At 38.1% G+C, this 24,275-nt stretch carries 23 protein-coding genes and 1 tRNA gene; 12 read left to right on the top strand and 12 right to left on the bottom strand.

All coding sequences use genetic code 11. The features are described from left to right. Nucleotides 1–47 precede the first annotated feature (47 nt). The 3 genes from ESZ26_RS13815 to ESZ26_RS13805 are packed head-to-tail and all read left to right on the top strand — an operon-like array spanning nt 48 to nt 2,863. Nucleotides 48–614 carry a PH domain-containing protein gene (locus ESZ26_RS13815; protein ID WP_223271644.1) on the top strand — a complete coding sequence of 189 codons (567 nt, stop codon included), beginning with the start codon at nt 48–50 and terminating at the stop codon, nt 612–614. Beyond that, nucleotides 607–2,205 (top strand): PH domain-containing protein, encoded by a 1,599-nt coding sequence (locus ESZ26_RS13810; protein ID WP_146800058.1) that lies wholly within the window; start codon nt 607–609, stop codon nt 2,203–2,205. Before ESZ26_RS13815 ends, ESZ26_RS13810 begins: the two co-directional genes overlap by 8 nt. Before the next feature lie 7 nt (nt 2,206–2,212). Continuing rightward, entirely contained in the window at nt 2,213–2,863 is a 651-nt protein-coding gene (locus tag ESZ26_RS13805) for a sulfotransferase (protein ID WP_146800057.1), read from the top strand. 52 nt (nt 2,864–2,915) lie between these two features. Here ESZ26_RS13805 and ESZ26_RS13800 read toward each other — a convergent pair whose 3' ends face one another. Continuing rightward, a complete protein-coding gene (locus tag ESZ26_RS13800) occupies nt 2,916–3,287 on the bottom strand; it encodes a DUF2750 domain-containing protein (protein ID WP_146800056.1) in 372 nt (123 codons plus the stop codon). Between the two features lie 177 nt (nt 3,288–3,464). On the opposite strand from ESZ26_RS13800, the gene ESZ26_RS19270 reads away from it, so the two are divergent. Further along, entirely contained in the window at nt 3,465–3,689 is a 225-nt protein-coding gene (locus ESZ26_RS19270) for an HD domain-containing phosphohydrolase (protein ID WP_342353834.1), read from the top strand. A gap of 518 nt (nt 3,690–4,207) precedes the next feature. Here the strand turns inward: ESZ26_RS19270 and secF are convergent. The 5 genes from secF to queA form a co-directional block, all read right to left on the bottom strand. Next, the gene (gene secF, locus ESZ26_RS13795) at nt 4,208–5,155 is read right to left on the bottom strand and encodes a protein translocase subunit SecF (RefSeq protein ID WP_146800055.1); all 948 of its coding nucleotides are present in this window, start codon (nt 5,153–5,155) and stop codon (nt 4,208–4,210) included. A gap of 13 nt (nt 5,156–5,168) precedes the next feature. Beyond that, nucleotides 5,169–7,016 carry a protein translocase subunit SecD gene (gene secD, locus ESZ26_RS13790; protein ID WP_146800054.1) on the bottom strand — a complete coding sequence of 616 codons (1,848 nt, stop codon included), beginning with the start codon at nt 7,014–7,016 and terminating at the stop codon, nt 5,169–5,171. A gap of 109 nt (nt 7,017–7,125) precedes the next feature. Continuing rightward, complete coding sequence (yajC, locus tag ESZ26_RS13785; protein ID WP_146800053.1) at nt 7,126–7,461, bottom strand: preprotein translocase subunit YajC; 336 nt, start codon at nt 7,459–7,461, stop codon at nt 7,126–7,128. Between the two features lie 57 nt (nt 7,462–7,518). After that, on the bottom strand, nt 7,519–8,634 hold the full coding sequence (gene tgt, locus ESZ26_RS13780) for a tRNA guanosine(34) transglycosylase Tgt (RefSeq protein ID WP_146800069.1): 1,116 nt from the start codon (nt 8,632–8,634) through the stop codon (nt 7,519–7,521). A gap of 126 nt (nt 8,635–8,760) precedes the next feature. Beyond that, nucleotides 8,761–9,813 (bottom strand): tRNA preQ1(34) S-adenosylmethionine ribosyltransferase-isomerase QueA, encoded by a 1,053-nt coding sequence (gene queA / locus ESZ26_RS13775; RefSeq protein ID WP_146800052.1) that lies wholly within the window; start codon nt 9,811–9,813, stop codon nt 8,761–8,763. Nucleotides 9,814–10,051: 238 nt separating this feature from the next. Between queA and aceK the strand changes: the two genes are divergently transcribed. The 4 genes from aceK to rimI all read left to right on the top strand — a co-directional run bounded on the left by aceK (nt 10,052) and on the right by rimI (nt 13,438). After that, a complete protein-coding gene (gene aceK / locus ESZ26_RS13770; protein ID WP_170246386.1) occupies nt 10,052–11,785 on the top strand; it encodes a bifunctional isocitrate dehydrogenase kinase/phosphatase in 1,734 nt (577 codons plus the stop codon). 152 nt (nt 11,786–11,937) lie between these two features. After that, nucleotides 11,938–12,014: transfer RNA gene (locus tag ESZ26_RS13765), tRNA-Trp, on the top strand. 615 nt (nt 12,015–12,629) lie between these two features. Next, nucleotides 12,630–12,992, top strand: a complete 363-nt coding sequence (locus ESZ26_RS13760) for a DNA polymerase III subunit psi (RefSeq protein WP_146800051.1) — start codon at nt 12,630–12,632, stop codon at nt 12,990–12,992. Beyond that, entirely contained in the window at nt 12,959–13,438 is a 480-nt protein-coding gene (gene rimI / locus ESZ26_RS13755; protein ID WP_223271643.1) for a ribosomal protein S18-alanine N-acetyltransferase, read from the top strand. Before ESZ26_RS13760 ends, rimI begins: the two co-directional genes overlap by 34 nt. Before the next feature lie 182 nt (nt 13,439–13,620). Here the strand turns inward: rimI and ESZ26_RS13750 are convergent, their stop codons facing one another. Genes ESZ26_RS13750 through napF form a run of 6 tightly spaced genes read right to left on the bottom strand, consistent with a single transcriptional unit; the run spans nt 13,621 to nt 18,224 of the window. Further along, nucleotides 13,621–14,211, bottom strand: a complete 591-nt coding sequence (locus tag ESZ26_RS13750; protein ID WP_146800049.1) for a NapC/NirT family cytochrome c — start codon at nt 14,209–14,211, stop codon at nt 13,621–13,623. Between the two features lie 36 nt (nt 14,212–14,247). Then, nucleotides 14,248–14,706 (bottom strand): nitrate reductase cytochrome c-type subunit, encoded by a 459-nt coding sequence (locus ESZ26_RS13745; protein WP_146800048.1) that lies wholly within the window; start codon nt 14,704–14,706, stop codon nt 14,248–14,250. Nucleotides 14,707–14,747: 41 nt separating this feature from the next. Beyond that, nucleotides 14,748–17,243 carry a periplasmic nitrate reductase subunit alpha gene (napA, locus tag ESZ26_RS13740; protein ID WP_146800047.1) on the bottom strand — a complete coding sequence of 832 codons (2,496 nt, stop codon included), beginning with the start codon at nt 17,241–17,243 and terminating at the stop codon, nt 14,748–14,750. After that, nucleotides 17,240–17,545 (bottom strand): chaperone NapD, encoded by a 306-nt coding sequence (locus ESZ26_RS13735; protein ID WP_170246385.1) that lies wholly within the window; start codon nt 17,543–17,545, stop codon nt 17,240–17,242. The genes napA and ESZ26_RS13735 overlap by 4 nt, the downstream gene beginning before the upstream one ends. A gap of 2 nt (nt 17,546–17,547) precedes the next feature. Continuing rightward, nucleotides 17,548–17,688 (bottom strand): TIGR02808 family protein, encoded by a 141-nt coding sequence (locus tag ESZ26_RS13730; RefSeq protein WP_146800045.1) that lies wholly within the window; start codon nt 17,686–17,688, stop codon nt 17,548–17,550. After that, nucleotides 17,685–18,224, bottom strand: coding sequence for a ferredoxin-type protein NapF (gene napF, locus ESZ26_RS13725; protein ID WP_146800044.1), 540 nt, complete (start codon nt 18,222–18,224; stop codon nt 17,685–17,687). Before napF ends, ESZ26_RS13730 begins: the two co-directional genes overlap by 4 nt. Nucleotides 18,225–18,636: 412 nt before the next feature. On the opposite strand from napF, the gene prfC reads away from it, so the two are divergent. The 4 genes from prfC to ESZ26_RS13705 all read left to right on the top strand — a co-directional run bounded on the left by prfC (nt 18,637) and on the right by ESZ26_RS13705 (nt 24,271). Continuing rightward, nucleotides 18,637–20,220 carry a peptide chain release factor 3 gene (gene prfC / locus ESZ26_RS13720; RefSeq protein WP_146800043.1) on the top strand — a complete coding sequence of 528 codons (1,584 nt, stop codon included), beginning with the start codon at nt 18,637–18,639 and terminating at the stop codon, nt 20,218–20,220. Nucleotides 20,221–20,384: 164 nt separating this feature from the next. Next, on the top strand, nt 20,385–22,139 hold the full coding sequence (gene argS, locus ESZ26_RS13715) for an arginine--tRNA ligase (RefSeq protein WP_146800042.1): 1,755 nt from the start codon (nt 20,385–20,387) through the stop codon (nt 22,137–22,139). A 110-nt stretch (nt 22,140–22,249) separates the two neighbouring features. Next, on the top strand, nt 22,250–23,377 hold the full coding sequence (locus tag ESZ26_RS13710) for an HDOD domain-containing protein (RefSeq protein WP_146800041.1): 1,128 nt from the start codon (nt 22,250–22,252) through the stop codon (nt 23,375–23,377). Nucleotides 23,378–23,452: 75 nt separating this feature from the next. After that, nucleotides 23,453–24,271 carry a TatD family hydrolase gene (locus ESZ26_RS13705; RefSeq protein ID WP_146800040.1) on the top strand — a complete coding sequence of 273 codons (819 nt, stop codon included), beginning with the start codon at nt 23,453–23,455 and terminating at the stop codon, nt 24,269–24,271. The last annotated feature ends 4 nt before the right edge of the window (nt 24,272–24,275 follow it).

Here is a 24,275-nt window from a genome sequence, read left to right as displayed (position 1 = left end):
AATAACGATTACCCACACCTTTGATAATAAAAATAATAGGAATAGCGATGATGCAGGGCACCGAGAATATCCCAGGAAAGGTTCACTTTTCAAACACAGGTTTAACAAGTAAAGATTTACCAAGGTTAGACTCACTGAACTTTGAAATGTTATCGCCACTTTATGCAAAAAGTAATCGCTATATCACCTTATTTATCACCCTGTTTATTATAAGTATTTTATTCATCGTTCAGCTACAACACTTTATTACCTTAACTACCGCAGTAAATAACTTTGTAAGTTATGTTATTTGGGTAATAGCACTGGTTGGTTTTATGAGTACCCTTTACACTATAGTTGCCGATAAAAGAAAATTTTACGCACTTCGCCAACAAGACCTTAGTTATCAAAGTGGTGTTATTTTTCTCAAAACAGTTAGCCAACCTATGCTACGTATTCAACATGTAGAGCTAAAGCGTGGTCCTATTGACCGAAAGATAGGTTTGGCTAAACTGCAAGTTTTCAGCGCTGGTGGTGCACTGCACACCTTTGAAATCCCGGGTTTACCGTTAGAGAAAGCGGAGAGCATTCGCCAATTTATTCTTGATCACAAAGATGTTAACCATCATGGATAAATCAACAACGACGTTGGAAAGCGATGACGAAGTAACAATTCAACCCCTTGCGTCGAAACAAAACACCAAAGACTGGCAACGTATCTCACCTATCGCTATTATTTATTTTTTAGCAAAATTTGTGGTAGGGTTTTTAAGCAATATTGTCGTTTTTTTACCAGCATTATATTTAGGTTACGATAATTTTATTGCACATCCACATTTGTGGCTACCAATAGGTTTAGCCATACTCGCCATTATTATGATCTCGACTTTTTTAAGTTTCTACTTTTTTCAGTATCGATTATATCAGGATCATATTGAAATACGCTCTGGCGTAATTTCAAAGAAATACGTTAATTTACCCTTTGCTAAAATTCAAAACGTAAAACTAGAACAGCCGTTGTATTATCGACCATTCGGTTTTACCTGTCTCCAGCTCGATACTGCAGGCTCGGCTATGCAAGAAGCGAAAGTCGTCGCTTTAAAAGTAGACTTTGCCGAGCAACTTAAAGTAGAAATTTTAGCTCAGCATAAAATAGCAAGTTCAGTAGTTGCTGATGCCAAGGCCGAAACAGTTAATGACTTAGCATCAAAGAATCGAAACAATGAAACTATTTTAAACACACGTAGTATTACAGACCTTATTATTCATGGCTTAACCAACAACAGAATTTGGATTTTCCTTGGTGGCTTAGCACCATTTTTTGATGATTTTGGTCGCTATATTGTTGAATTTTTTAATGGCTTAGGTATCGACCTTGAAAAATTCTTAACGTTTGCTGATAAACCCATGTGGCAAGTAGGTTTATACGCACTGACCTTAACTTTTATTATTTTATTACCTTTTACCTTATTTTCTATCGCCGGTTCTATTATTACTTTTTACCAGTTCACCTTAAGTAAAGTTGGCGATCGTTATATTCGCCGCAGTGGTTTGTTAACCAAGTATGAAGTGACTATGCGATTATCCCGCCTGCAAATGGTAGTTCGTCAACAAGATTGGCTTGATGTGATACTCAAACGAATTAACCTTAAATTTGAGCAAAGTAATAGTGCTTTAAATCAGTATCAAGCGAGTGCAGAAAATAATCGTATTATTGTTCCATCAATTAATCCTAGCGAATGTTTGGCCTTGGTTAACAACGTATACCCAACTAATAAAATGATGACTGTTGATTATCAAAAGATTAGTAAACGCTTCTTGTTACGTAATCTTGGCTACATTCTCACCCCAATATTTATTTCACTATTAGTTTTTTTTATCTCTGTTGAAAAAACTAATTTATTAATGGCTATAATTCCCGGTTATTTATTTGTTGGTTTGTTAATTTTTATGCGTTGGTTTCGTTGGGGCTATGCTAAAGATGAAGATTTTATTTATATCCGTAAGGGTTATTTTGGTGTCGACTATTACTGTTTTCCTATTTTTAAATCTCAACAAGTTCAATTTAAACAAAGTTGGTTTCAAAAACGCCACAAACTCAGTTCAGTAAGAGTAGTATTAGCCGCAGGCGCTCAAGACATTCCTTTTATCAAACAAGAGTTTGCCTACCAATTACTTGATAATGCACTTTACCAAGTAGAGAGTAGCCGCAAGTCTTGGATGTAACTAATCGATGAACAGCACTAAAATATTCATTATCGGCTTACCTCGCACCGGCACAACCAGTATTTGTGCCGCAATGCTTGAGCTCGGCTATACCGTGGCACACACAGCTTATACGCAAACAACCTTTGATAATGCACAAGTGATTGCCGATACGCCCATTTTTGTTGATTTTAAGCGTTTAGATAGCTTTTACCCTGACAGTAAATTTATCTATTTGACCCGTGAGCCACAAAAGTGGTTGCCGTCGATTAAGCAATTACTGCAACGAATGTATATCAATGTCACCCGTGATGATGGTGGCTTTAATACTATAATTAAACGCTGTTACCAAAGGACATTTTCACCTTTTACTTTAGATAATATCGCAGATGATGACTTTTTAGCATTATGTTACCAGCGGCATAGCAATGAGGTTGGGCAATATTTTATTGGCCGCCAGCAGGACTTGCTTACCATAGATATTAGTCAATCAGCCAGTTATCAGAAGTTACTCAGTTTTTTATCTTTAGCGCAAGGAAATGAATCGGCAAGCTTTGAGCGGCTCAATCGTGGTGGCAAAGTGACCGCGTGGAAAGATTTGAACAATAAAAATAAAATAGCGTCGACTAAGAATGGTCGAATAAGTTTATTAGCTTATTTAGATGCTTCTAGCAAATAGCAACAGCACGTTGAGCTCTATAATAAAGTCAACATACTGTTTTTTCTAAACGTTACAAAGCTTCAATTTCAGCGAGTGCTTGGCTAAATTCAGCTAAATCTAACTCAATATATTCATTATCATCAGTTTCACTGGTTTCTTCTTGCCAATTAATACCGACAATAACACCATCTTCACTGAGATCTTCTAGCCAAAATTCTAACCAATCGCTTAAGGTGATTTTAGTAGGTACATATTCCTGCCATTCATCAACGCAATGCTTTTGCGCGAGTTCTTGGCTTGACCATAATGGCATAACTTCGGTGTTTTCAAAATTAATTGAATCGAGTACTACCCAATCTTCTGCTGTTTTTTCTTGCAGTGCCCAGAACGATTGGTTGGTTTTGACGTCGACTAAAAAGGTGCTTAAGATGGTTGAATTCATGATTATTTGTATCGATTAAGTAATGAGCAATGATGAATTATCTCACACCATCTCGCTTACTAATATAATAATTTATTGTGAGAGTACAAAAAACAAGCAATTATAAAGTGATTGATAATAATAATAAAAAGACTATATGACTAAAGACGTTAGTCAAAAGACATTAAGTGTGGATGAATTAAAGGTAGATATGTTAGTTACCACCATAAACAATTAGATAGGGATGGCTATCAACGTGGTTTGAAAAAAGAGCAGTTTTCTAAACTTGCCGGTATTACTGTAATCATTGATGTTTATGACGCCATAACGGTTGATAAAGCCTATAAAAAAGGTCTACAACCTATTAACGCGTTACGTTATTTATTAGCCGATAAAAGCAAATTTGGTCAACAACTTGTTTAACAGTTTATTAAGTATTTAGGTTTCATCCTATTGGCTCACTGGCTAAATTTTCCATTGATAAAATAGCAAAATTATATAACTGCAAAACATTACGATTTGTCGCTTGTCGCCATTACAATCGTTGGCTCTTTCAGAGCTGAAGACGATAAGATTAATAGTGATAAAGTGATAAACGACATTGCCAATAAAGCCTAAAGTATCTTGAAATGTCTTTTTTCAGGCAAAAAAAAGCCGCGTAAGTCACGCGGCATAAAAACATTTGTAAGGGAATAACAAAAGTTTGGTTAAGAGCATAGCCCTCAAGAACTAGAGTAATTATACTAATAAATTATTTAATGTAAACACCGAATACTAATATAATTGAAAATTATCGCGATTAAAGTTCAAATATCACCCTAACATTAATTAATTAGCTCTTTCTTTACTTTTTTATCGGTTAACCACTTTGATAAGACAATAAAAAGCCGAGTATGAATACTCGGCTTCTAGTTAACAATACTTGCTTTATGCTTGATGCGTTAAGGTGTCATCTCTTCTTGATCTGCGCCTTCTTTATCAATCACTTCTGGTATCAGGTCTTCTTTAGAAATACCAAAAGCCAGAGCAACAGAACTTGCTACATAGATAGATGAATAAGTACCAACAAAAACACCAAACAATAACGCGGTTGCAAAACCATGAATAAGCTCACCACCTCTAAAAAAGAGCGCCGCTAGTACTAATAACGTAGTTATTGACGTTATGAACGTACGACTTAACGTTTGCGTTAATGAAATATTGATAATATCAGCAGGCCCGCCTTCACGTAATTTACGAAAGTTTTCACGAATCCGGTCAGAAACAACAATCGTATCATTGAGTGAATAACCAATAACCGCCAATATTGCCGCAAGTACCGTCAGGTCAAATTCAAGTTTTAACGCCGAGAACAAACCCAGTGTTAACAATACATCATGAAATAACGCAAACACCGAACCTAAAGCGAAACGCCATTCAAAGCGGAATGCGACGTAAACGAGAATACAAATCAGCGCGGTTAGCATAGCTAAGCCGCCCTGCTCTGCTAATTCATCGCCGACACTGCCACCAACGAATTCAATACGGCGCATTTCCATATTTTGCCCGGTACCTGCTTGTAAAGCACTGAGTACTTCATTACCGAGCATTTCAACGTTTAAGCCTTCACGCTCGGCTAGACGAATAACCACATCACGGCTACTGCCATATAGCTGCACAACTGCATCGGGGTAGCCATTACTGTCCATGACTGCGCGAATTTTGTTTAAATCAGCCGCTTTTTCAAAACCTACTTCAATTAACGTACCACCAGTAAAATCTAGGCCGAAGTTTAATTTATTAGTCATTAATGAAAAGACCGAAGCAAGCATCAATATAACACTAAATATCAATGCTCCCCTTCGGTAGCTCATAAAGGCGACAGTTTCTTTTAATTGTAAAATTTGCATAAATATCTACGCCCTATATTGAAAGTTTGTCGAGACGTTTACCGCCCCAAACAGCATTAACTATGGTTCGAGTACCAACAACCGCAGTAAACATCGAGGTAATAATACCGATAGATAAGGTTATCGCGAAACCTTTAATCGGACCAGTACCAATAGCATACAAGATAAGCGCTGCAATAAGCGTGGTAATATTAGCATCAATAATGGTTGAAAATGCTGCATCATATCCTTGGTGAATCGATTGTTGAATCGACTTCCCTTCACGCATTTCTTCTCGGATACGCTCGAATATAAGTACGTTAGCATCAACCGCCATACCAACCGTTAGTACAATACCTGCCATACCCGGTAACGTTAACGTTGCTCCTGGAATTAAAGACATCACACCAATAATTAAGACTAAGTTAGCACCTAGCGCTAAATTTGCTACCACACCAAAAGCACGGTAATAAATAATCATAAAAATAAAGACTAAGCCAAAACCCATTAAAATAGCTTGAAAGCCAAGTTTAACGTTTTCAGCACCTAATGTTGGGCCAACGGTACGCTCTTCTACAATTTGAATAGGTGCAACAAGGGCTCCAGCACGTAATAATAGCGCTAAATTATGTGCTTCGCTTTGACTACCCGCGCCAGTAATACGAAAGGTTTTACCTAAACGCGCTTGAATGGTTGCTACTGAAATAACTTCTTCTATTTTTTCAAAAATAGTATTACCTTCAGCATCTTTACGGTCAGTGGGTTTATATTCAATAAAGACTGTCGCCATTGGCTTACCAATATTGCTTTTAGTGCCATTTGACATTTTTCCGCCACCGGCAGAATCAAGTGAAATATTAACCTGTGGTCGACTGTACTCATCGAAACTTGAGCCTGCATCAACAATATGATCACCCGTTAACATCACACGTTTTTTCAATAAAACTGGCTTGCCGTCACGTTCATATAATAATTTTGAACTCGCTGGTACTCGACCATTGAGTGCAGCACTTAAATCGCCATCGGTATCAACGAGTCTAAATTCGATAGTTGCCGTTGCATTTAAAATTTCTTTTGCTTTAGCTGTGTCTTGCACACCGGGTAATTCAATGATGATGTGTTTTTTACCTTGGCGTTGCACAAGCGGCTCAGATACACCCAATTCATTAACACGATTACGAATAATAGTAATGTTTTGTTGTAAGGCATATTCGCGAACTTCTTTAAGCTTTTGATCGGTCATTTTTGCAGATAAAGTTAAATTATCAGCATTTTCTGACATTAAAAAATCACGATAGCGCTTTTTCAAAAAATCATGAGCGGCAGTTAAATCTTCCGCATTACGAAACTGAACATTGATTGAGTTATTCGCTTTTTTCACACTGCGATAACGAATTTTTTCGCCACGTAAATCGGTACGAAAGTCGTCTACTAAAGCATCTTGCGCTTTAACGATGGCTTCGCTCATGTTCACTTCCATTAGAAAGCTAACACCGCCACTTAAATCTAAACCTAACTTCATTGGTGTACCACCGACACTTGCTAACCATGCAGGTGTTGCTGGAGTAAGGTTTAACGCCACCGAAAATTTATCGCCTAAACTTTCCTCAAGTAAGTCACGGGCACGAAGCTGTTGCTCAGTATCACTAAAACGGACAAGTAATTGACCATTTTCAAGCACAATACTTGAGAATGAAATATTATCTGCAGTCAATTCGCTTTTTACGCTATCAAGCGTTGCAGCATTGGCTTCAACGCCACGTAAACCTGAAACCTGTACTGCAGGGTCTTCAGGGTATAAATTAGGTAAAGCATATAAAGCACCAAAAGCGACTATAAATAGCACCATCAGTGTTTTCCATAAGGGGTATTTGTTTAACACAAGTTCATCCTTTTTTATTAACGTTCTTTTAAGTCAGTGCAGGTCAGTTATGATGCTGAGCTTCTTTAGCAAGGAGCCAAGCAAATAACTAACCTACCACGACTTACAATTACAATGACTTCATTGTGCCTTTAGGTAATACCGCATTGATTGCTGCTTTTTGAAGAACAACTTCAGTACCTTCAGCAACACTTACTACGATATAATCTTTCTCGTCTGAAACTTTAACGATTTTACCAACAATGCCGCCTTGCGTTAAAACTTCATCGCCTTTTGATAGTGCTGACATTAAGCCTTTATGCTCTTTTACACGCTTAGCTTGTGGGCGATAGATCATAAAATAAAAAACTAAACCAAAAACCGCTAACATGATCAACATTGATGTGCCATCAGCACCTGCTGGTGCGCCTGTTGCTGCCTGTGCTTCACTGATAAATAAACTCATAATTTCCTCTGATTTTTATTGTTAATAAATGGATGATTCTTTTAATTGTGTAAATAGCTATTTTAGTTCTGGAACGGGTAATCCGCGTAACGCATAAAACTCGTTCACGAAGTCGTCTAACTTACCTTGCTCTATAGCTGCACGCAATCCTTTCATAACACGCTGATAAAAATGCAAGTTATGTAAAGTATTTAATTGTGAGCCCAATATTTCATTACACTTATCTAAATGATGCAAATAAGCGCGTGAATAATTCTTACAGGTATAACAGTCACATTCGCTGTCCAGTGGTCCAGTATCTGTTTTATGGCTGGCATTACGAATTTTAATAACGCCGTTAGTCACAAATAGGTGACCATTTCGGGCATTACGTGTTGGCATAACACAATCAAACATATCAATACCACGACGCACACCTTCAACCAGGTCTTCAGGTTTTCCAACTCCCATAAGATATCGGGGTTTATTCTCAGGGATCAAGGGGGTGGTGTGATCAAGAATGCGGATCATATCTTCTTTGGGCTCACCTACCGATAAACCACCAATTGCATAACCGTCAAACTCAATATCTTTTAAACCTTTAACGGAAACTTCACGCAAGTCTTCATACATGCCGCCTTGCACAATACCAAACAAAGCTGATTGATTATCGCCATGAGCAACTTTAGAGCGCTGTGCCCAACGTAGTGATAATTCCATTGAACTTTTTGATTCTTCATGTGACGCAGGATACGGCGTACATTCATCAAAAATCATCACAACATCTGCATCTAAACTACGCTGAACTTCCATTGAACGCTCGGGAGTTAGCATGATTTTATCACCGTTAATAGGCGAACTAAACTTGACTCCTTCTTCGGTAATTTTACGCATTTTACCCAAGCTGAACACCTGAAAACCACCAGAGTCAGTAAGAATCGGTTTTTGCCAATTAATAAAATTATGTAAACCACCAAACTGTTCAACAATTTCAGTACCAGGACGTAACATAAGGTGAAAAGTATTACCTAGAATAATTTCAGCGCCAGTCGCTTCAACATCTTCCATTTTCATGCCTTTAACCGTACCGTAGGTACCTACTGGCATAAATGCTGGCGTTTCTACCGTACCACGGTCAAACGTTAAACGGCCGCGACGTGCTTTACCGTCAGTATTGATTAATTGGTATTTCATCTTACTTTTTACTGGTTTAGTCACTGGTGCTACTGTTTTATCTGTCATATAGACTTTCTCCAAACCCTCTAGCGAAACAGGCTAGCGGTTGTTTATTATAAATTATTAAACGTTTTATACATTATCTTAAATTTTGTTATCTTTTTTCGTTAAAAACATCGCATCGCCATAACTAAAAAAACGATATTTTTCATGCACCGCATGTTGATAGGCAGACATCATATGTTCGTAACCCGAAAAAGCGCTGACGAGCATTAACAATGTTGACTCTGATAAATGAAAATTAGTGATCAGAGCATCAATGACTTGAAATTCATACCCTGGAGTAATAAAAATATCAGTGTCACCATAAAAAGCGCTCAGCGGCAAGGCTTGCTCTTTAGCCACTTTAGCGGCGCTTTCTATCGAACGTACCGATGTTGTACCAACAGCGATAACACGACCACCATTCGCTTTTGTCAGGGCTATCTGTTGAACAACCTCGTCAGATACTTCAACATACTCAGCATGCATAATATGGTCGGCTATTTCATCGACTTTGACTGGCTGAAAAGTCCCTGCGCCGACATGTAAAGTAATAAAAGCGAGATCGACACCTTTAGCTTTTATTTTTTCTAATAAATTTTCATCAAAATGTAAACCGGCAGTAGGTGCAGCAACCGCACCGGGTTTTTCATTATAAACAGTTTGATATCGTTCACGATCGCTGTCTTCATCAGGACGGTCTATATAAGGAGGTAATGGCATATGGCCAATTTCTTCAAGTACAGATAAAACTGATTGTTCACCCTCTATTTTTAATTCAAATAAAGCACCATGGCGACCAAGCATAGTCGCAGAGACTTTGCTTTCTAAAATAAGTTTGTTACCGACTTTCGGTGATTTACTGGCGCGAATATGGGCAAGAAAACGTTTTTCGTCGAGGATCCTTTCAACCAATACTTCAATTTTTCCACCACTTTCTTTTTGTCCAAACATACGTGCTGGTATTACGCGGGTATTATTGAAAATAAGTAGATCACCATCATTAAGTTGTTCAATAATATCGGTAAATCCAAGATCAAGAATTTCACCACTATTACCGTTAACAGACATTAAACGACTTGAAGTACGATCCGCTTTCGGATATCGGGCAATAAGTTCTTCGGGTAAATCAAAAGAAAAGTCAGCTACGCGCATGTAAATACCAATTAGAATATCTATTTTAAGAGAATAAAAAACGCGTAATTTTAGTGTTCAGCGCCAACAATAGCAAGTAATAACGCTGATACAGTGGCAATAAAGGGCCAAGAGACCTTAAATATAAAACAGTACAGTATTTACCTTGTTTATAATCATCATATTGGAAACTTTATCTCCCCTTTTTGACAATTTACCGTATGCTGAGATTATCGATAAATTTTTAGTTGAAAATATCATGAACAATATTGCTTTTGCTCTCGCTAAAACCATTCTTAATGGCTTTGAACGTCATATCTACCTTTTCAGTGAAATTACCCAATCAGCCAAACAACGCTTTGAACTGTGCCAATGGCAAGCGGTACAAGATGCAGCAAAAAGTAGAACCGACTTTTATGATAAACGCGTTGAAGAAACACTTGAGACCATTAAAAAAGATTTTTTTGTCTCTAACCTCGACGAACTTTTATGGCAAAACGTCAAAGTAAGTTACATCGCTTTATTAAAAGAACATCATCAACCAGAACTAGCAGAGAGTTTTTATAACTCTATCTTTTGTCATTTATTTGAGCGTAAGTATTACCATAATGCTTTTATTTTTGTTAAAAGTACCGTTGAAAAAATAGAAAATATTACCAGTCCGGTTATATACACCCGTTACTCTCCAAGTGAATTAGGCTTGGAGCAAACTATCGCGGCTATTATGAATAATGCCAACTTCAACATTCCCTTTGTTAATTTAGCAAGAGATATGAAAAGCCTGATAAAGTCTTTTCGCGTTCAAGCACATAAGACACGATATAAACTTAGCGAATTGAAGTTCGATATTCTTGATTTTATATTCTATCGTAACAAAGGGGCTTATATTATTGGCCGAGTTATTTCTCCTGGCGGTGAAACACCTTTTATTGTCCCTATTGTTAATAATGAAAAAGAAGGAAAATCAGCAGGATTATACATTGATGCTTTGTTAACCGAAGGCGCAAATATGGCGGTGGTTTTTGGTTTTGCTCGCGCTTACTTTTTTGTCGACTGTCAGCACCCCTTTGCTTTAGTGCAATTTTTAAAACGCTTAATTCCTCATAAAACCTTGGCCGATTTATATTCAGCCATTGGCTTTCATAAACAAGGTAAAACACAGTTTTATCGCGATTTTCTCAATCACCTCGACGCCAGTGATGACAAATTTGAATTAGCTGCAGGTATTAAAGGTATGGTGATGTCAGTATTTACCTTACCTTCTTACCCTTATGTTTTTAAAATTATAAAAGATAAGTTTGCCCCGAGTAAGACCATGACTAAGCAAGAGGTCAAAGGGAAATATCGTTTAGTTAAATTACATGACCGAGTTGGGCGAATGGCTGATACTATGGAGTACTCTGAAGTCGCTTTTCCCAAAGACCGTTTTAGTGAAGAGTTGTTAACAGAGCTGCTCAATGTTGCTCAATCTATTATTCGTTTTGAAGATGAATTAATTATTATCAAACATTTATATATTGAGCGTCGCATGACACCGCTCAATTTATATTTAGCTAAAGCGAGTGATGAGGAAATTGAAGAAGCAATGTATGGCTATGGTAGTGCGATAAAACAGTTAATTGCTGCCAATATTTTCCCCGGTGACATGTTACTGAAAAACTTTGGTGTCACCCGACACGGACGAGTCATATTTTATGATTATGATGAAATAACCTATATGGATGAAGTTAATTTTAGGGTGAAACCAGAAGCAATTACTGAAGAACAAATTTATGCAGCAGAACCATGGTACTCGGTAGCACCTGGCGACATGTTTCCAGAGGAAATTGCGACTTTTGCGTTGGCAAATACTAAATATCGCAATGCTTTTTTATTACATCATGCAGATTTGTTAGAAGCCAGTTTTTGGCAACAATGTCAAAAAAGTGTGGCTACCGGTAAATTTGAAGATGTATTCCCCTACCCAGAGGCACTACGTTTTTGTAATAATTAAGATTATATCTGTGATTGTTTGCTTTACCTGATAATAATTGAGTTTAAAACAAACGCAATGTTGTTATTTTAAGCAAACAGTCATTTATTTCATTTTTTTTGACTTTAGCGCTTTACCTTTGCTATTGCTTGCGTATAATTCGAATCCGTTGCAGGGGTGTAGTTCCAATTGGTAGAACAGCGGTCTCCAAAACCGACGGTTGGGAGTTCGAATCTCTCCACCCCTGCCAATTCTTTTCTTAGCTATTTTAGCTATTATCAATAAATTGTTATTTATAGCAATTAGCAATAAATACCTACAACTCAATAATATCTCACAACAAATAATCATTTATTTAACTGTATGCTTTATTTTTTTGTAAAATAATAGTTGTCTGAAAAATCAAACATTTTTAATATTGTGCCCCAACTACAATCATCCTATTTATTATTTTTTATATTTAGCGCTGTCGAAACAGAAATAACCCACAAAGTAAACGTAGACGGCTACTCGTCAGCAATCCGTAACAACACCTCGATGTTTTTTCAAGCCAAAGACAAGGTATCGACTGAGTGACTTAAAAAAGCAACGCCGTTTGAAAATATGCGCCTTGCAACTTTACTTATTAATCTGTTGCATTACATGACTACTTTTCAAGGTGATAATAGTCACGTTCAAGGATGGCAAGATGGCAATCCCCCTTAGTCAAATCAGTGCAAAGTACAAAAAAACGCCTATTCTCCCGATCTCAATTAAGCGCCATATTGTAAAATGCACGGTGAATGTTAGCGGCTATATTTGGTATTAAGCGAAAATTCTGTCATCATGTCTTCCTTACTTACTCTATGCTTTATTGCCTTAATTTATGACCATTACTAAAAGACAGTTTTCGCACTTGCAGGCTATGGGCATTGAACTTTGGCAGTTAAAAAATAGCGATAAAAAGCACAATAACGACGGCCATCACTATTTAAATATCGAGCTTTCTGCATTAGTTGATACTCATATCTTTACCGATATCCTGCATTGTTTAGGTTGCTCTGTTGGCGAAGTAAACTGCGATAATAATGCTTTATCAATTGGTTTATTAACTTGGCAATTCAGTGAACAGACCGATATTTCGCTCACAAAGCATCATTTGGTCACCCCGTCGATTAACGTTTTAAAAAATTCTCCGCTATTAAAGCAAGCACTTTGGCAAAAACTACAAGAAAATTCAATAATATGACTTTTAGCTACCATAAAATATCAAGCGACGACGTAAACTCATTAATTCCTATAGAGAATGCTTGTCACTCTCACCCATGGAGTGAAAAAACCTTTAACAGCTGTATTGGCACACGCTATTTTGGCCATTACTTGCAAGTAAATAATGAATTAGTCGGTTTTTATGTTGGTGAGCATGTCGCAGGTGAAGCAACGTTAATGGATGTTTGTGTGTTACCGGCACTGCAAGGCAAGGGGTATGGTAAAGCATTACTAGAGCACTTTTTTGTGCAGTCAAAACAACTCAATAATACGCTTATTTGGTTGGAAGTGCGTGCAAAGAACATTAGCGCTCAAATGATGTATATTAATCATGGTTTTATCGAAACAGGCCGAAGAACAGGTTATTACCCGAGCGCCTCTGGCTTTGGCTATGAAGATGCGATTGTAATGAAGAAAGTGCTCTAACACTCAATAAAGCGACACAAATAAAATTACTGCTAATATTCCCGGTGCACCATTAATTTTAATGATGGCTGTAATTAGCTGCACTAAAAAAATAAAACCTCTTTAATAATAACAATTAAAGAGGTTGCCAAATTTTACGGCTTTGCTTTAAGCGTTAAAGCTATCAGCATAAAGTAAGTAAACTACCAATTATCAACACCTTTCATATCAGGTAATTCATGGGCAATGCCCTTATGACAATCTATACAGGTTTTTTCGCCAGAAGCTAGTGCACTTGAGTGCATTTTAACACTGCGATTACCTTGTTCTGAAAAATCCATGTACTCAAAGTTATGACAATTACGACATTCTAATGAATCATTCTCTTTCATGCGTTTCCATTCACGTTCAGCCAATTCTCGGCGATGATCCTGAAACTTTTCTCTCGTGTCAATCAAGCCAGTAAGCATGCCCCAAACTTCTTTACTCGCCGCAATTTTACGAACGATTTTATGAGTCCATTTTTTTGGAACATGACAGTCAGGACAGGTAGCACGAACGCCCGAACGGTTAGAGTAATGAATAGTTTCTTTGTATTCTTCATAAACATTATCTTCCATTTCATGACAGCTAATGCAAAACGCCTCTGTATTGGTTACTTCTAGCGCGGTGTTAAATCCCCCCCAAAAGATAACACCGCCAGCAAAACCAATAGCTAAAATTAACCATAAGGCGGCACTGCTTGGCGACTTTAAATACGAAAGTAAGCTTTTTATCTTTGATTCTTTGGTCATTTTAATCCCCTAAATTACGTTTAGATAAACCATTATTTAATCATTACCTAACGATTCAACAGGTTTAAAAAGATTATCAACCAACTCAGGTGCATCAGCTTGTGTAACATGACATTGAGAACAAAAGTAGCGACGCGGTGAAACGTCCGACAATGTTTTACCGTCACGTGTTTCAAAGTGCGTTAAACTTATTTTGGTTGCGCCAGTTTCTCTCGCATACTTCCAACCATGGCAAGTTAAACACTTATTACTGTCTTTATTAACCCGATAACCACGAGTTTGATGAGGCACAACAGGTGGTTGATGCACATAGTTACGCTGAATAGGGTTTTTATCTTTAATGACACGTTTAAGCGCTTCTGCACTTTTTGTTTCATTAATTTTAGCTATGCCGCGAATAGTCTCTAAACCGCCTGAGGTCACTTCTTGATAAGCTTGTACGCTCAATGCCATGGCTAAACTAGCCGTTATCATTATTATTGGTAATATTTTCATTCTTTACCTCTACCCGGTAGATTACGTAAATTTAATTAGTGCTAAACAACAACTTTTTTAACTTTAACTGCACATTTTTTAAAGTCAGTTTGTTTAGATAAAGGGTCTGTAGCATCTAGGGTTAACTTATTAACCAATTGTTTTGCATCAAACCAAGGCATAAAGACTAAACCTTTCGGTGGTCTATTACGGCCACGAGTTTCGACGCGAGATTTTACTTCACCACGACGTGATTCAATGAGCACTTCATCGCCACGGCGTAAACCTCTTGCTTTAGCATCGTCAGGGTGAATAAATAACACCGCATCAGGAAATGCTTTATGAAGTTCAGGCACACGCGCAGTCATAGAACCAGAATGCCAATGCTCTAGAACACGACCGGTACTTAACCATAAGTCGAATTCTTCATCAGGTGACTCTGCCGCCGGTTCATAGGGTAAGGCAAATATATTCGCTTTTTTGTCTTTATGACCATAGAACTGAACTTCGCTGCCTTTTTCTACATAAGGGTCGTGACCCTCACGGAAACGCCACTTGGTTTCCTTACCATTAACAACTGGCCATCTTAGACCGCGCTCTTCGTGATAACGATCAAAGGGTGCTAAATCATGACCATGTCCACGGCCAAAGGTCGCATATTCTTCGAATAAGCCTTTTTGAATATAGAAGCCGAAATAATCGCCTTCAAAGTTAGTATCACCTTTGGACTCACTCATCGGGAATTTATCTACGTTGCCGTTTGCATAAAGCACGTCAAACATAGTTTTGCCACGATATTCAGGATTTTTAGCGAGTAATTCTTCAGGCCACACTTCTTCAATTTTAAAACGTTTAGAGAACTCAACGATTTGCCATAAATCTGAACGCGCTTCACCTGGCGCATTCACTTGTTGATGCCAAAATTGTGTACGGCGCTCTGCATTGCCATAAGCCCCTTCTTTTTCTACCCACATAGCAGTAGGTAAAATCAAGTCAGCCGCTTGTGCCGTTACCGTTGGGTAAGGGTCTGAAACAACAATAAAATTTTCTGGGTTACGATAGCCAGGGATCCCTTCTTCATTGATATTCGGTCCGGCTTGCATGTTGTTATTACACATCACCCAATACGCATTTAACTCACCGTCTTTAAGCATACGATTTTGCATAACCGCATGATAACCTGGCTTGGGTGGAATGGTGCCTTCAGGTAATTTCCATATTTTTTCTGCTATTGCTCTATGTTTAGGGTTTTTTACTACAAGATCAGCGGGTAATCTATGTGAGAAAGTACCTACTTCACGCGCCGTTCCACAGGCTGATGGTTGCCCCGTCAAAGAGAATGGACTATTACCCGGCTCCGATATTTTACCCGTCAACAAATGCACGTTGTACATCAAATTATTGGCCCAAACACCACGAGTATGTTGATTAAAACCCATGGTCCAAAATGAGGTCACTTTAACTTTAGGATCCGCATAGAGTTTAGCCAGCGTTAATAACTTATCTTCAGAAACACCGGAAAGTTTTGACGTGTATTCAATGCTATAGCTACTAACAAATTTAGCAAAATCGTCAAAGCTCATCGGTTTAGATGCACCACTGTCAGGATTTTTAGCCGCTTTTTGTAATGGATGAGAAGGACGTAAACCATAACCAATATCCGTAACACCTTCACGAATATTGACATGCTTTTTCATGAAATCTTCGTTAACAGCGTTATTTTGAATAATATAATTAGCAATAAAGTTTAATATCGCTAAGTCTGTTTGTGGCGTAAAGATCATACCGTTATCAGCAAGTTCAAAGCTACGATGTTTATACGTTGATAATACGTTTACTTTTACATGAGGATGACTTAAACGACGATCAGCTAAACGCGACCATAAAATAGGATGCATTTCCGCCATATTAGAACCCCAAAGTACAAAGGCATCGGCGTGTTCTAAATCATCATAGCAGCCCATAGGTTCGTCGATACCAAAGGTACGCATAAACCCACCCACAGCTGACGCCATACAGTGACGAGCATTAGGATCAAGATTGTTGGTTAAAAAGCCCGCTTTCATTAATTTTGAAGCGGCGTAACCTTCCCAAACAGTCCACTGACCCGAGCCAAACATACCAACAGAGGTCGGTCCTTTTTTCTTTAAAGCCGCTTTAAATTTTTCAGCCATAACATCAAAGGCGGTATCCCAGCTTACTGGTGTAAACTCACCTTCTTTGGCATAAACACCGTCTTTCATCCGTAATAACGGTTGAGTTAATCGGTCTTTGCCGTACATAATTTTGGATAAAAAGTACCCTTTAATACAGTTCAGGCCTTTGTTAACTTCTGCTTGAGGGTCTCCTTGAGTAGCAACCACTTTTCCTTCTTGGGTTCCAACGAGCACACTACAACCTGTGCCACAAAAACGACAAGGAGCTTTATCCCATTTAATCGTAGTATCCGACGATTTAGTCAGCAAATTTGAAGCTGAAGATGGCACGGCAATACCGGCAGCAACAGCTGTTGCTGCAATGGCGTTTGCTTTTATAAAATCACGTCTTGTTAATGTCATACCTTTATCCCCTGATGTTGTGGTAGCCCATAATCATTATGATGAAAAATCAATGATGAAGAGATCACACCCGGTAAATTACTCATATCTGTAATGGTGTTAATAAGGCCTTTGCCTTTTTCACCTCTGTTTAAATCGTTTTCTTCTATGGTAACTACCATAGAGCCGTTATCGGCGATTTCATGAACTTCAGCGCCAGGAAACTCGCCGAGTTCTTTCGCCACTTTGGTGGTATTACTTGGCTGAGCAACAAAAAGCACACCGGCAATATTAATAGGTTTTTCTTCTAGTAGATTAATCACAATTATTCCCTAACCGGCTTAACACCTAACATTTTTAAAATAGCGATAGCGACTAAGGCGGTACCGGCAAAACCTGCTAAAAAAATAACGGGCATCGATGAATACCCTAAGATATTCCAAATCATTTGTTCAAGAGCGCTCATTTAACTCTCCTATTAGTGTCTGAGGGTTGTTCACCGACAGAATTTTTTGGTGTTAATTGGATAGATGATTGTGGGCAAATAGCAACACAGGCTCCACAATTCGTACAGTCGCTAAGCTTTATCTGGGGTTGTGGTACCGATGAATTTATATATTTAAAAGAAATAGCTTCTGTCTCACAGCTATCTTGACAACTTTGACAAAAAACATCGTTAACCGCTAAACAGTCACCCTTAATTGAGATATCTAAATCCCAAGCATTACTTGCTGGTGGCAGTCCTCGCGCAACAAAAAGCGGTTGTTCACAACTTTCAACACATTGTTGGCAAAAAGTACATTCTCCCTTTAAAAAATTAACTTCAGGGAAACCGCCTTCACCTTTTTGAATGATATTTTCAGGACATGACGTTAAACAGTCGCCACATTGCGTGCAACCATCAATAAAAGTGGCTTCGTTGATCACCCAAGGCAATCTGATCGCCGGTGCAGTTGTTAATTTCTTTGCTTTAAAAAAGTTTCTTCTGGCTAAATCAACCATGCTGCCCTGTTATTTTTATGACTTACCAACCAAAGAGTAATTTACCTTATACTCGATGGTAAAATATTGACTTCGATCAAGCTTTTCAAATAACATTACTATTAATGTGTTTATTTAATTCAACAAAAAATAAGCTTTCATTGAATTATTTTTATAATTTCCATCTTAAAAATAACCAATAAAATAATTATTATCTGCACGATCACTTGTCACATAATCAAATAACAAAATAAAAAGCTTTAATGCCTAGGATTCTAGTTAAAAATAATCATTTAAAGCTAGTCCCCTAATGCGGCTTTTGATATTTATGGTACAATGCGCGCAAAATTTAGGATTATTAAAATGTCCTATCAGTATTTAAAAAAAGCATTTTATGTGCATCAGCATGTACACCAAAGAGAACTTTTAAAACATGACAACGCTACAGGCTAATGAAGTCAATCTAAGACGTACTTTCGCAATTATCTCTCATCCTGATGCGGGTAAAACCACCATCACTGAAAAAGTATTACTTTTTGGTCAAGCTTTACAACGAGCTGGCACGGTAAAAGGTAAGAAGTCAGGTCAGCATGCAAAATCTGACTGGATGGAAATGGAGAAAGAACGTGGTATTTCTATTACGACCTCTGTAATGCAATTTCCTTATAACGGCTGTTTAGTCAATTTACTCGACACACCCGGCCACGAGGATTTTTCAGAAGACACCTACAGAACACTCACCGCAGTTGATTCATGTTTAATGGTTATTGACGTAGCCAAAGGTGTTGAAGCACGTACCGTTAAACTAATGGAAGTGACTCGCTTACGTGATACACCCATTATTACTTTTATGAATAAAATGGATCGTGATGTTCGTGACCCCATGGAAGTTATGGATGAAGTCGAAGACGTCCTTAAAATAAAGTGTGCGCCTATTACTTGGCCCATAGGTATGGGTAAAGAATTTAAAGGTGTCTATAACATTTTAACTGACGAGATATTTCTCTATAAGTCAGGTCTTGGCCATATGATCCAAGAAGAAAGAATTATCAAAGGGCTTGATAATCCAGAGTTAGACAAAATCATTGGTACTTATGCCGACGATTTACGTGAAGAATTAGAGCTGGTTGCCGGTGCATCACATGAATTTAACTTAGAAGAGTTTTTAAAGGGTGAGCTAACGCCGGTATTTTTTGGTACCGCTTTGGGTAACTTTGGTGTTGACCATATGCTTAATGGTTTAACTAAATGGGCGCCCAAACCCTTACCTCGTTTAACCGATGTTAGAGAGGTTACGGCTCAAGAAGAAAAGTTCACCGGTTTTGTCTTTAAAATTCAAGCGAACATGGACCCAAAACACCGTGACCGTATTGCTTTTATGCGTATTTGTTCAGGCAAATATGAAAAAGGTATGAAAATGCGTCAAGTACGTATTAACAAAGATGTAAAAATTGCTGATGCTGTAACCTTTATGGCCGGTGATCGTGCGCATGTAGAAGAAGCCTATGCCGGTGATATTATTGGTTTACATAACCACGGTAGTATTCAAATTGGCGATACCTTTACTTCAGGCGAAATGATGAAGTTTAGTGGTATACCCAACTTTGCCCCTGAAATGTTCCGTCGTATTCGTTTACGTGATCCATTAAAAGCCAAACAATTACAAAAAGGTTTAATACAACTTTCAGAAGAAGGTGCTGTGCAAGTATTCAGACCTTTCAACTCAAACGAGATGATAGTTGGCGCGGTAGGTGTCTTGCAGTTTGAAGTGGTGGTACAACGTTTAAAAACTGAATATAAAGTTGACGCTATATATGAACCGATAAGTGTAGCAACGGCGCGCTGGTGTACTTGTGATAATGAAAGAACACTTGAGCAATTTAGTAAAAAAGCCTATGACAATTTAGCTCTAGATGGCGGTAATAACTTAACGTATATTGCTCCTACTATGGTGAATTTGAATTTGGCGCAGGAACGTCATCCTGACATTAAATTCCACAAGACCAGAGAACACTAAAATTTTCTGCGTAGTAGGCATTTTATCGGCGTTGTTCGATACTTTTTATTGGCTCATTTAGTCAACTAAACTCACCAATAAAAAGTAACCAACGCCTTGCTAAAATACCATCTACTTGCAAAAACTGAACAAATAATTTCTATTAAAAGAAAACAGAGATCAAAATGAATATTAAGCAATTACTAAGTGAAAAAGTATCTGCGGCCATGGTTATGGCTGGTTTGCCTGAAGGCACTAACCCTGCAGTTAGTCTTTCAAGTCGCCCTAATTTTGGTGACTACCAAGCGAATGGCGTTATGGGTGCAGCTAAAAAGCTGAAAATTAACCCGCGCGAATTAGCGACCACCGTTGTTGACCACTTAGATTTAGCCGGTATTGCTGACCATATAGAGTTAGCAGGACCCGGTTTTATTAATATTCATCTAGACAAATCATGGTTAGCCGCTCAACTCGCTAACATGACTGACGATGAAAAATTAGGCGTAACCCAACGTGGTGCCACTCAAGAAGACAAAAAACAAACGGTTGTCGTTGATTATTCAGCGCCAAACCTTGCCAAAGAAATGCATGTTGGCCACTTACGTTCAACCATTATCGGTGATGCGGTAGTACGTGCATTAGAGTTTCGTGGTGACAAAGTCATCCGCCAGAATCACATGGGTGACTGGGGCACACAATTCGGCATGCTATTGGCGCATTTAAGCGACAAACTTAATGCCAACGAAGTTGCTGAGACTGCACTTTCTGATTTAGAAAACTTTTACCGTGAAGCAAAAGTACGCTTTGATAACGAAGAAGGCTTTGCTGACCGTGCTCGTGACTATGTAGTAAAGCTACAAGGTGGCGACAAAGATTGCTTAGTATTATGGAAATTATTCATTGATATATCTATTGCCCACAGTGAAGATATTTATCAAAAACTTAATGTTACCTTAACCCGTGACGATATCATGGGCGAAAGTGCTTATAACGAAGATTTACCAAAGGTTGTTAATGAATTAATGACTAAAGGTATTGCCGAAGTAAGCGAAGGCGCTAAAGTTGTTTTCATTAATGAGATGGCAAATAAAGACGGTGATGCCCCCGTTTTTATCATCCAAAAAACCGGTGGTGGCTATTTATATGCGACCACAGATTTATCGGCTTGTCGCTACCGTAGCGATGAACTAAAAGCCGACCGTATTATTATTTTCACCGATGCCCGTCAAAGTTTACATTTTAAACAAGTCGAAATTGTCGCGCGTAAAGCGGAGCTATTACCAGAGCATGTTGGTTATGATCATTGCCCATTTGGTATGATGATGGGTGACGATGGTAAGCCATTCAAAACAAGAACTGGCGGTACCATCAAATTAGCAGAATTACTTGATGAAGCTATTGTTCGTGCAAAAGCGGTCATCAAAGAAAAAAATCCAGATTACCCTGAAGATAAGCTAAATGAAATTGCAGCAAAAGTAGGTATCGGTGCAGTTAAGTTTGCTGATTTATCTAAGAATAGAACCAGCGATTATATTTTCAACTGGAAAACCATGTTGAGTTTTGAAGGCGCTACTGCTCCGTATTTACAGTATGCTTATTCGCGAATTCAAAGTATTTTTAGTAAAGCAGAAATTGCACAAGCAAACTTTAGCGCTGATATCTCCATTATAGAACCACAAGAAAAAGCATTAGCGTTAAAATTACTACAGCTAGAAGAAGTGCTAGATGCGGTCATTAGCGAGTCTATGCCTAACCTGTTGTGTAATTATTTATATGAGTTAGCCAGTTTGTACATGAGCTTCTACGAAGCGTGCCCTATCCTCAAAGAAGGTATTGATCCTGCGGTAAAACAGTCTCGTTTGGCACTTTGTTTAAGTATTTCTAGGACCTTAAAACAAGGTTTAGATATTCTTGGCATTGAAGTCATGGAACGCATGTAGTTTACATTAAAGCACATACGGCCCTAGCCCCTTGGTTGCTCAAGGGCTAAGGCTAAAAAAGCTGAATATGTTCAGCACACAGCAAGTATTAAAGTAGGAAGTGTTAATAAATGAAAGTGCTGATCGTTGATAATACAGAGCAAACACTATTGGCACTCAAACAAGCATTTTATAATGGCCCTTGCCAAACAGCTTATGTTAATAACGGCAAGCACGCCTTAAAAGCCTTACAACAGTATAAGTTTGACGCTATTATTAGCGTTTTAAATTTAGGAAAAATAAGTGGCTTAGATCTTCTCAAAGCAATAGCACTTAAACAACCAGCGATGATCAGAGTAGCGATTACTCATGACAGCATAACTGATAGTCAAACAGCTAGTCATTGCCATTATAGTTATGCACTGCCGCTTAACGTTGAAGATATTCATCAAACCATTACAGCACTTGGCGATGATAATAAAGCGATCACCAAAGATCATATTATTAAGGTTGTTGCCAAAGTTAAAACCTTACCAAGCCCACCAAAAGTTTATTTGCAGCTCAATGCTATTTTAGAAGAAAGTAATACCGATTCTGAAAAAATATCAGAGATAATTTCACAAGATCCAGCATTAGCCGCCAAAGTGTTGCAGTTTTCCAATAGTTCATTGATGAACCAAGGAAAGCCAATTAACGATATTAGCGAAGCCATAACGCGTATGGGGCTAGAAACACTTTGCTGTATTGTAATGACCGCAGAGCTTTTTTCTTATGAGCCCAACATTACTGACTTTTCATTAATCAAAGAGCAATTACACTGTTTATCGACTGCCCGTTTGGCCGCTTCAATGGTAAAAGCGGAACTTAAGCGAGATGCCTTACTTGCTGGTTTATTACATGACATTGGTAAAATTGTATTATTTGAGATGGACCCAGAACTGACCAAAACATATTTTAAATATCGCCTTAAAAGTGCCAATAATAATGCCTTAGAGCAAAAGGTATTTGGTACTGATCATAATCATGTCGGTGGTTACCTTCTTCACATGTGGAGCTTTTCTTATCATTTAATTGAGGCGGTAGTTATGCATCATCGCCCTGAAAAATTATTAAAGAAATCATTTGGTATTGCACAAGCGGTTTATTTAGCAGATATATTGTTAAGAGAGCAGCAACCTGAGCCAACGTTTATCGAACACTTTAAATTAGAGAATGTGCTAGAGGCTTTAGAAAAAAGGGCAGCAAAGCTAAGACAATAATAACTAAGCTGAGCTTTAGATAAGCTATAATTTCACATATCCGTTATTTAACGTTCAAGTAAAATAGATTAATTTATGAAATTTACCGATAGCCACTGTCATTTAGATTTCAAAGCTTTTACTGCTGATGGCATCTCTTCAACAAACTTACTTCTTGAGCAGTGCGCTAAAAAAAATATTCACCAAATTATCATTCCAGCTATTAGTCCAGCTAACTGGCAAAATGTTTTGGCTTTAGCCAACAATAACCAAGGTAATCCTTTGAATGGTTGCAAGGTTCTTGCTTGCTTAGGTATCCACCCTTGGTTTTTAGACGGGTTACAGCAAACAAGCCTCGATAGCTTAGCGCAAAAAGTCTCAGACAATAAGACGGAGATTATTGCGATTGGCGAGGCTGGACTTGATGGCGTTATCGCAAAGCAGCAAGATAATATTAACCAGCAAATGTTATTTTTCGAATTCCAGCTTAACCTTGCACAACAGCACAAACTGCCCATTATTGTTCATCATAGGCGCACGCACAACGAAACTATTACATTGTTAAAACAAGTAAAAATTTCCCGAGGTGGTATTATTCATGCTTTTTCAGGAAGCTACCAGCAAGCTTGCCAATATATAGATTTAGGATTTAAGTTAGGTATAGGTGGCACAATCACCTACCCAAGAGCAGAGAAGACCATTAAAGCGATTAAGCGCTTACCCTTAAGTAGTCTGGTATTAGAAACAGATGCCCCTTCAATGCCACTTTATGGTTTTCAGGGCGAAGATAACTCGCCACTGCGCATCCTTGATGTTTTTGAAAAATTGGTGGAATTACGCCAAGAAAGCCGAGCAGAAATAGCAGAAAAAATAGAACAAAACATTACCACTCTTTTTCAACTTAACAGGGTCTAAGAAC

Source organism: Colwellia hornerae (assembly GCF_007954355.1).
Lineage (GTDB): Bacteria > Pseudomonadota > Gammaproteobacteria > Enterobacterales > Alteromonadaceae > Colwellia_A > Colwellia_A hornerae.
Note: the sequence above shows the minus strand (reverse complement) of the source record. Positions and strands in the feature narration are given on the sequence as shown.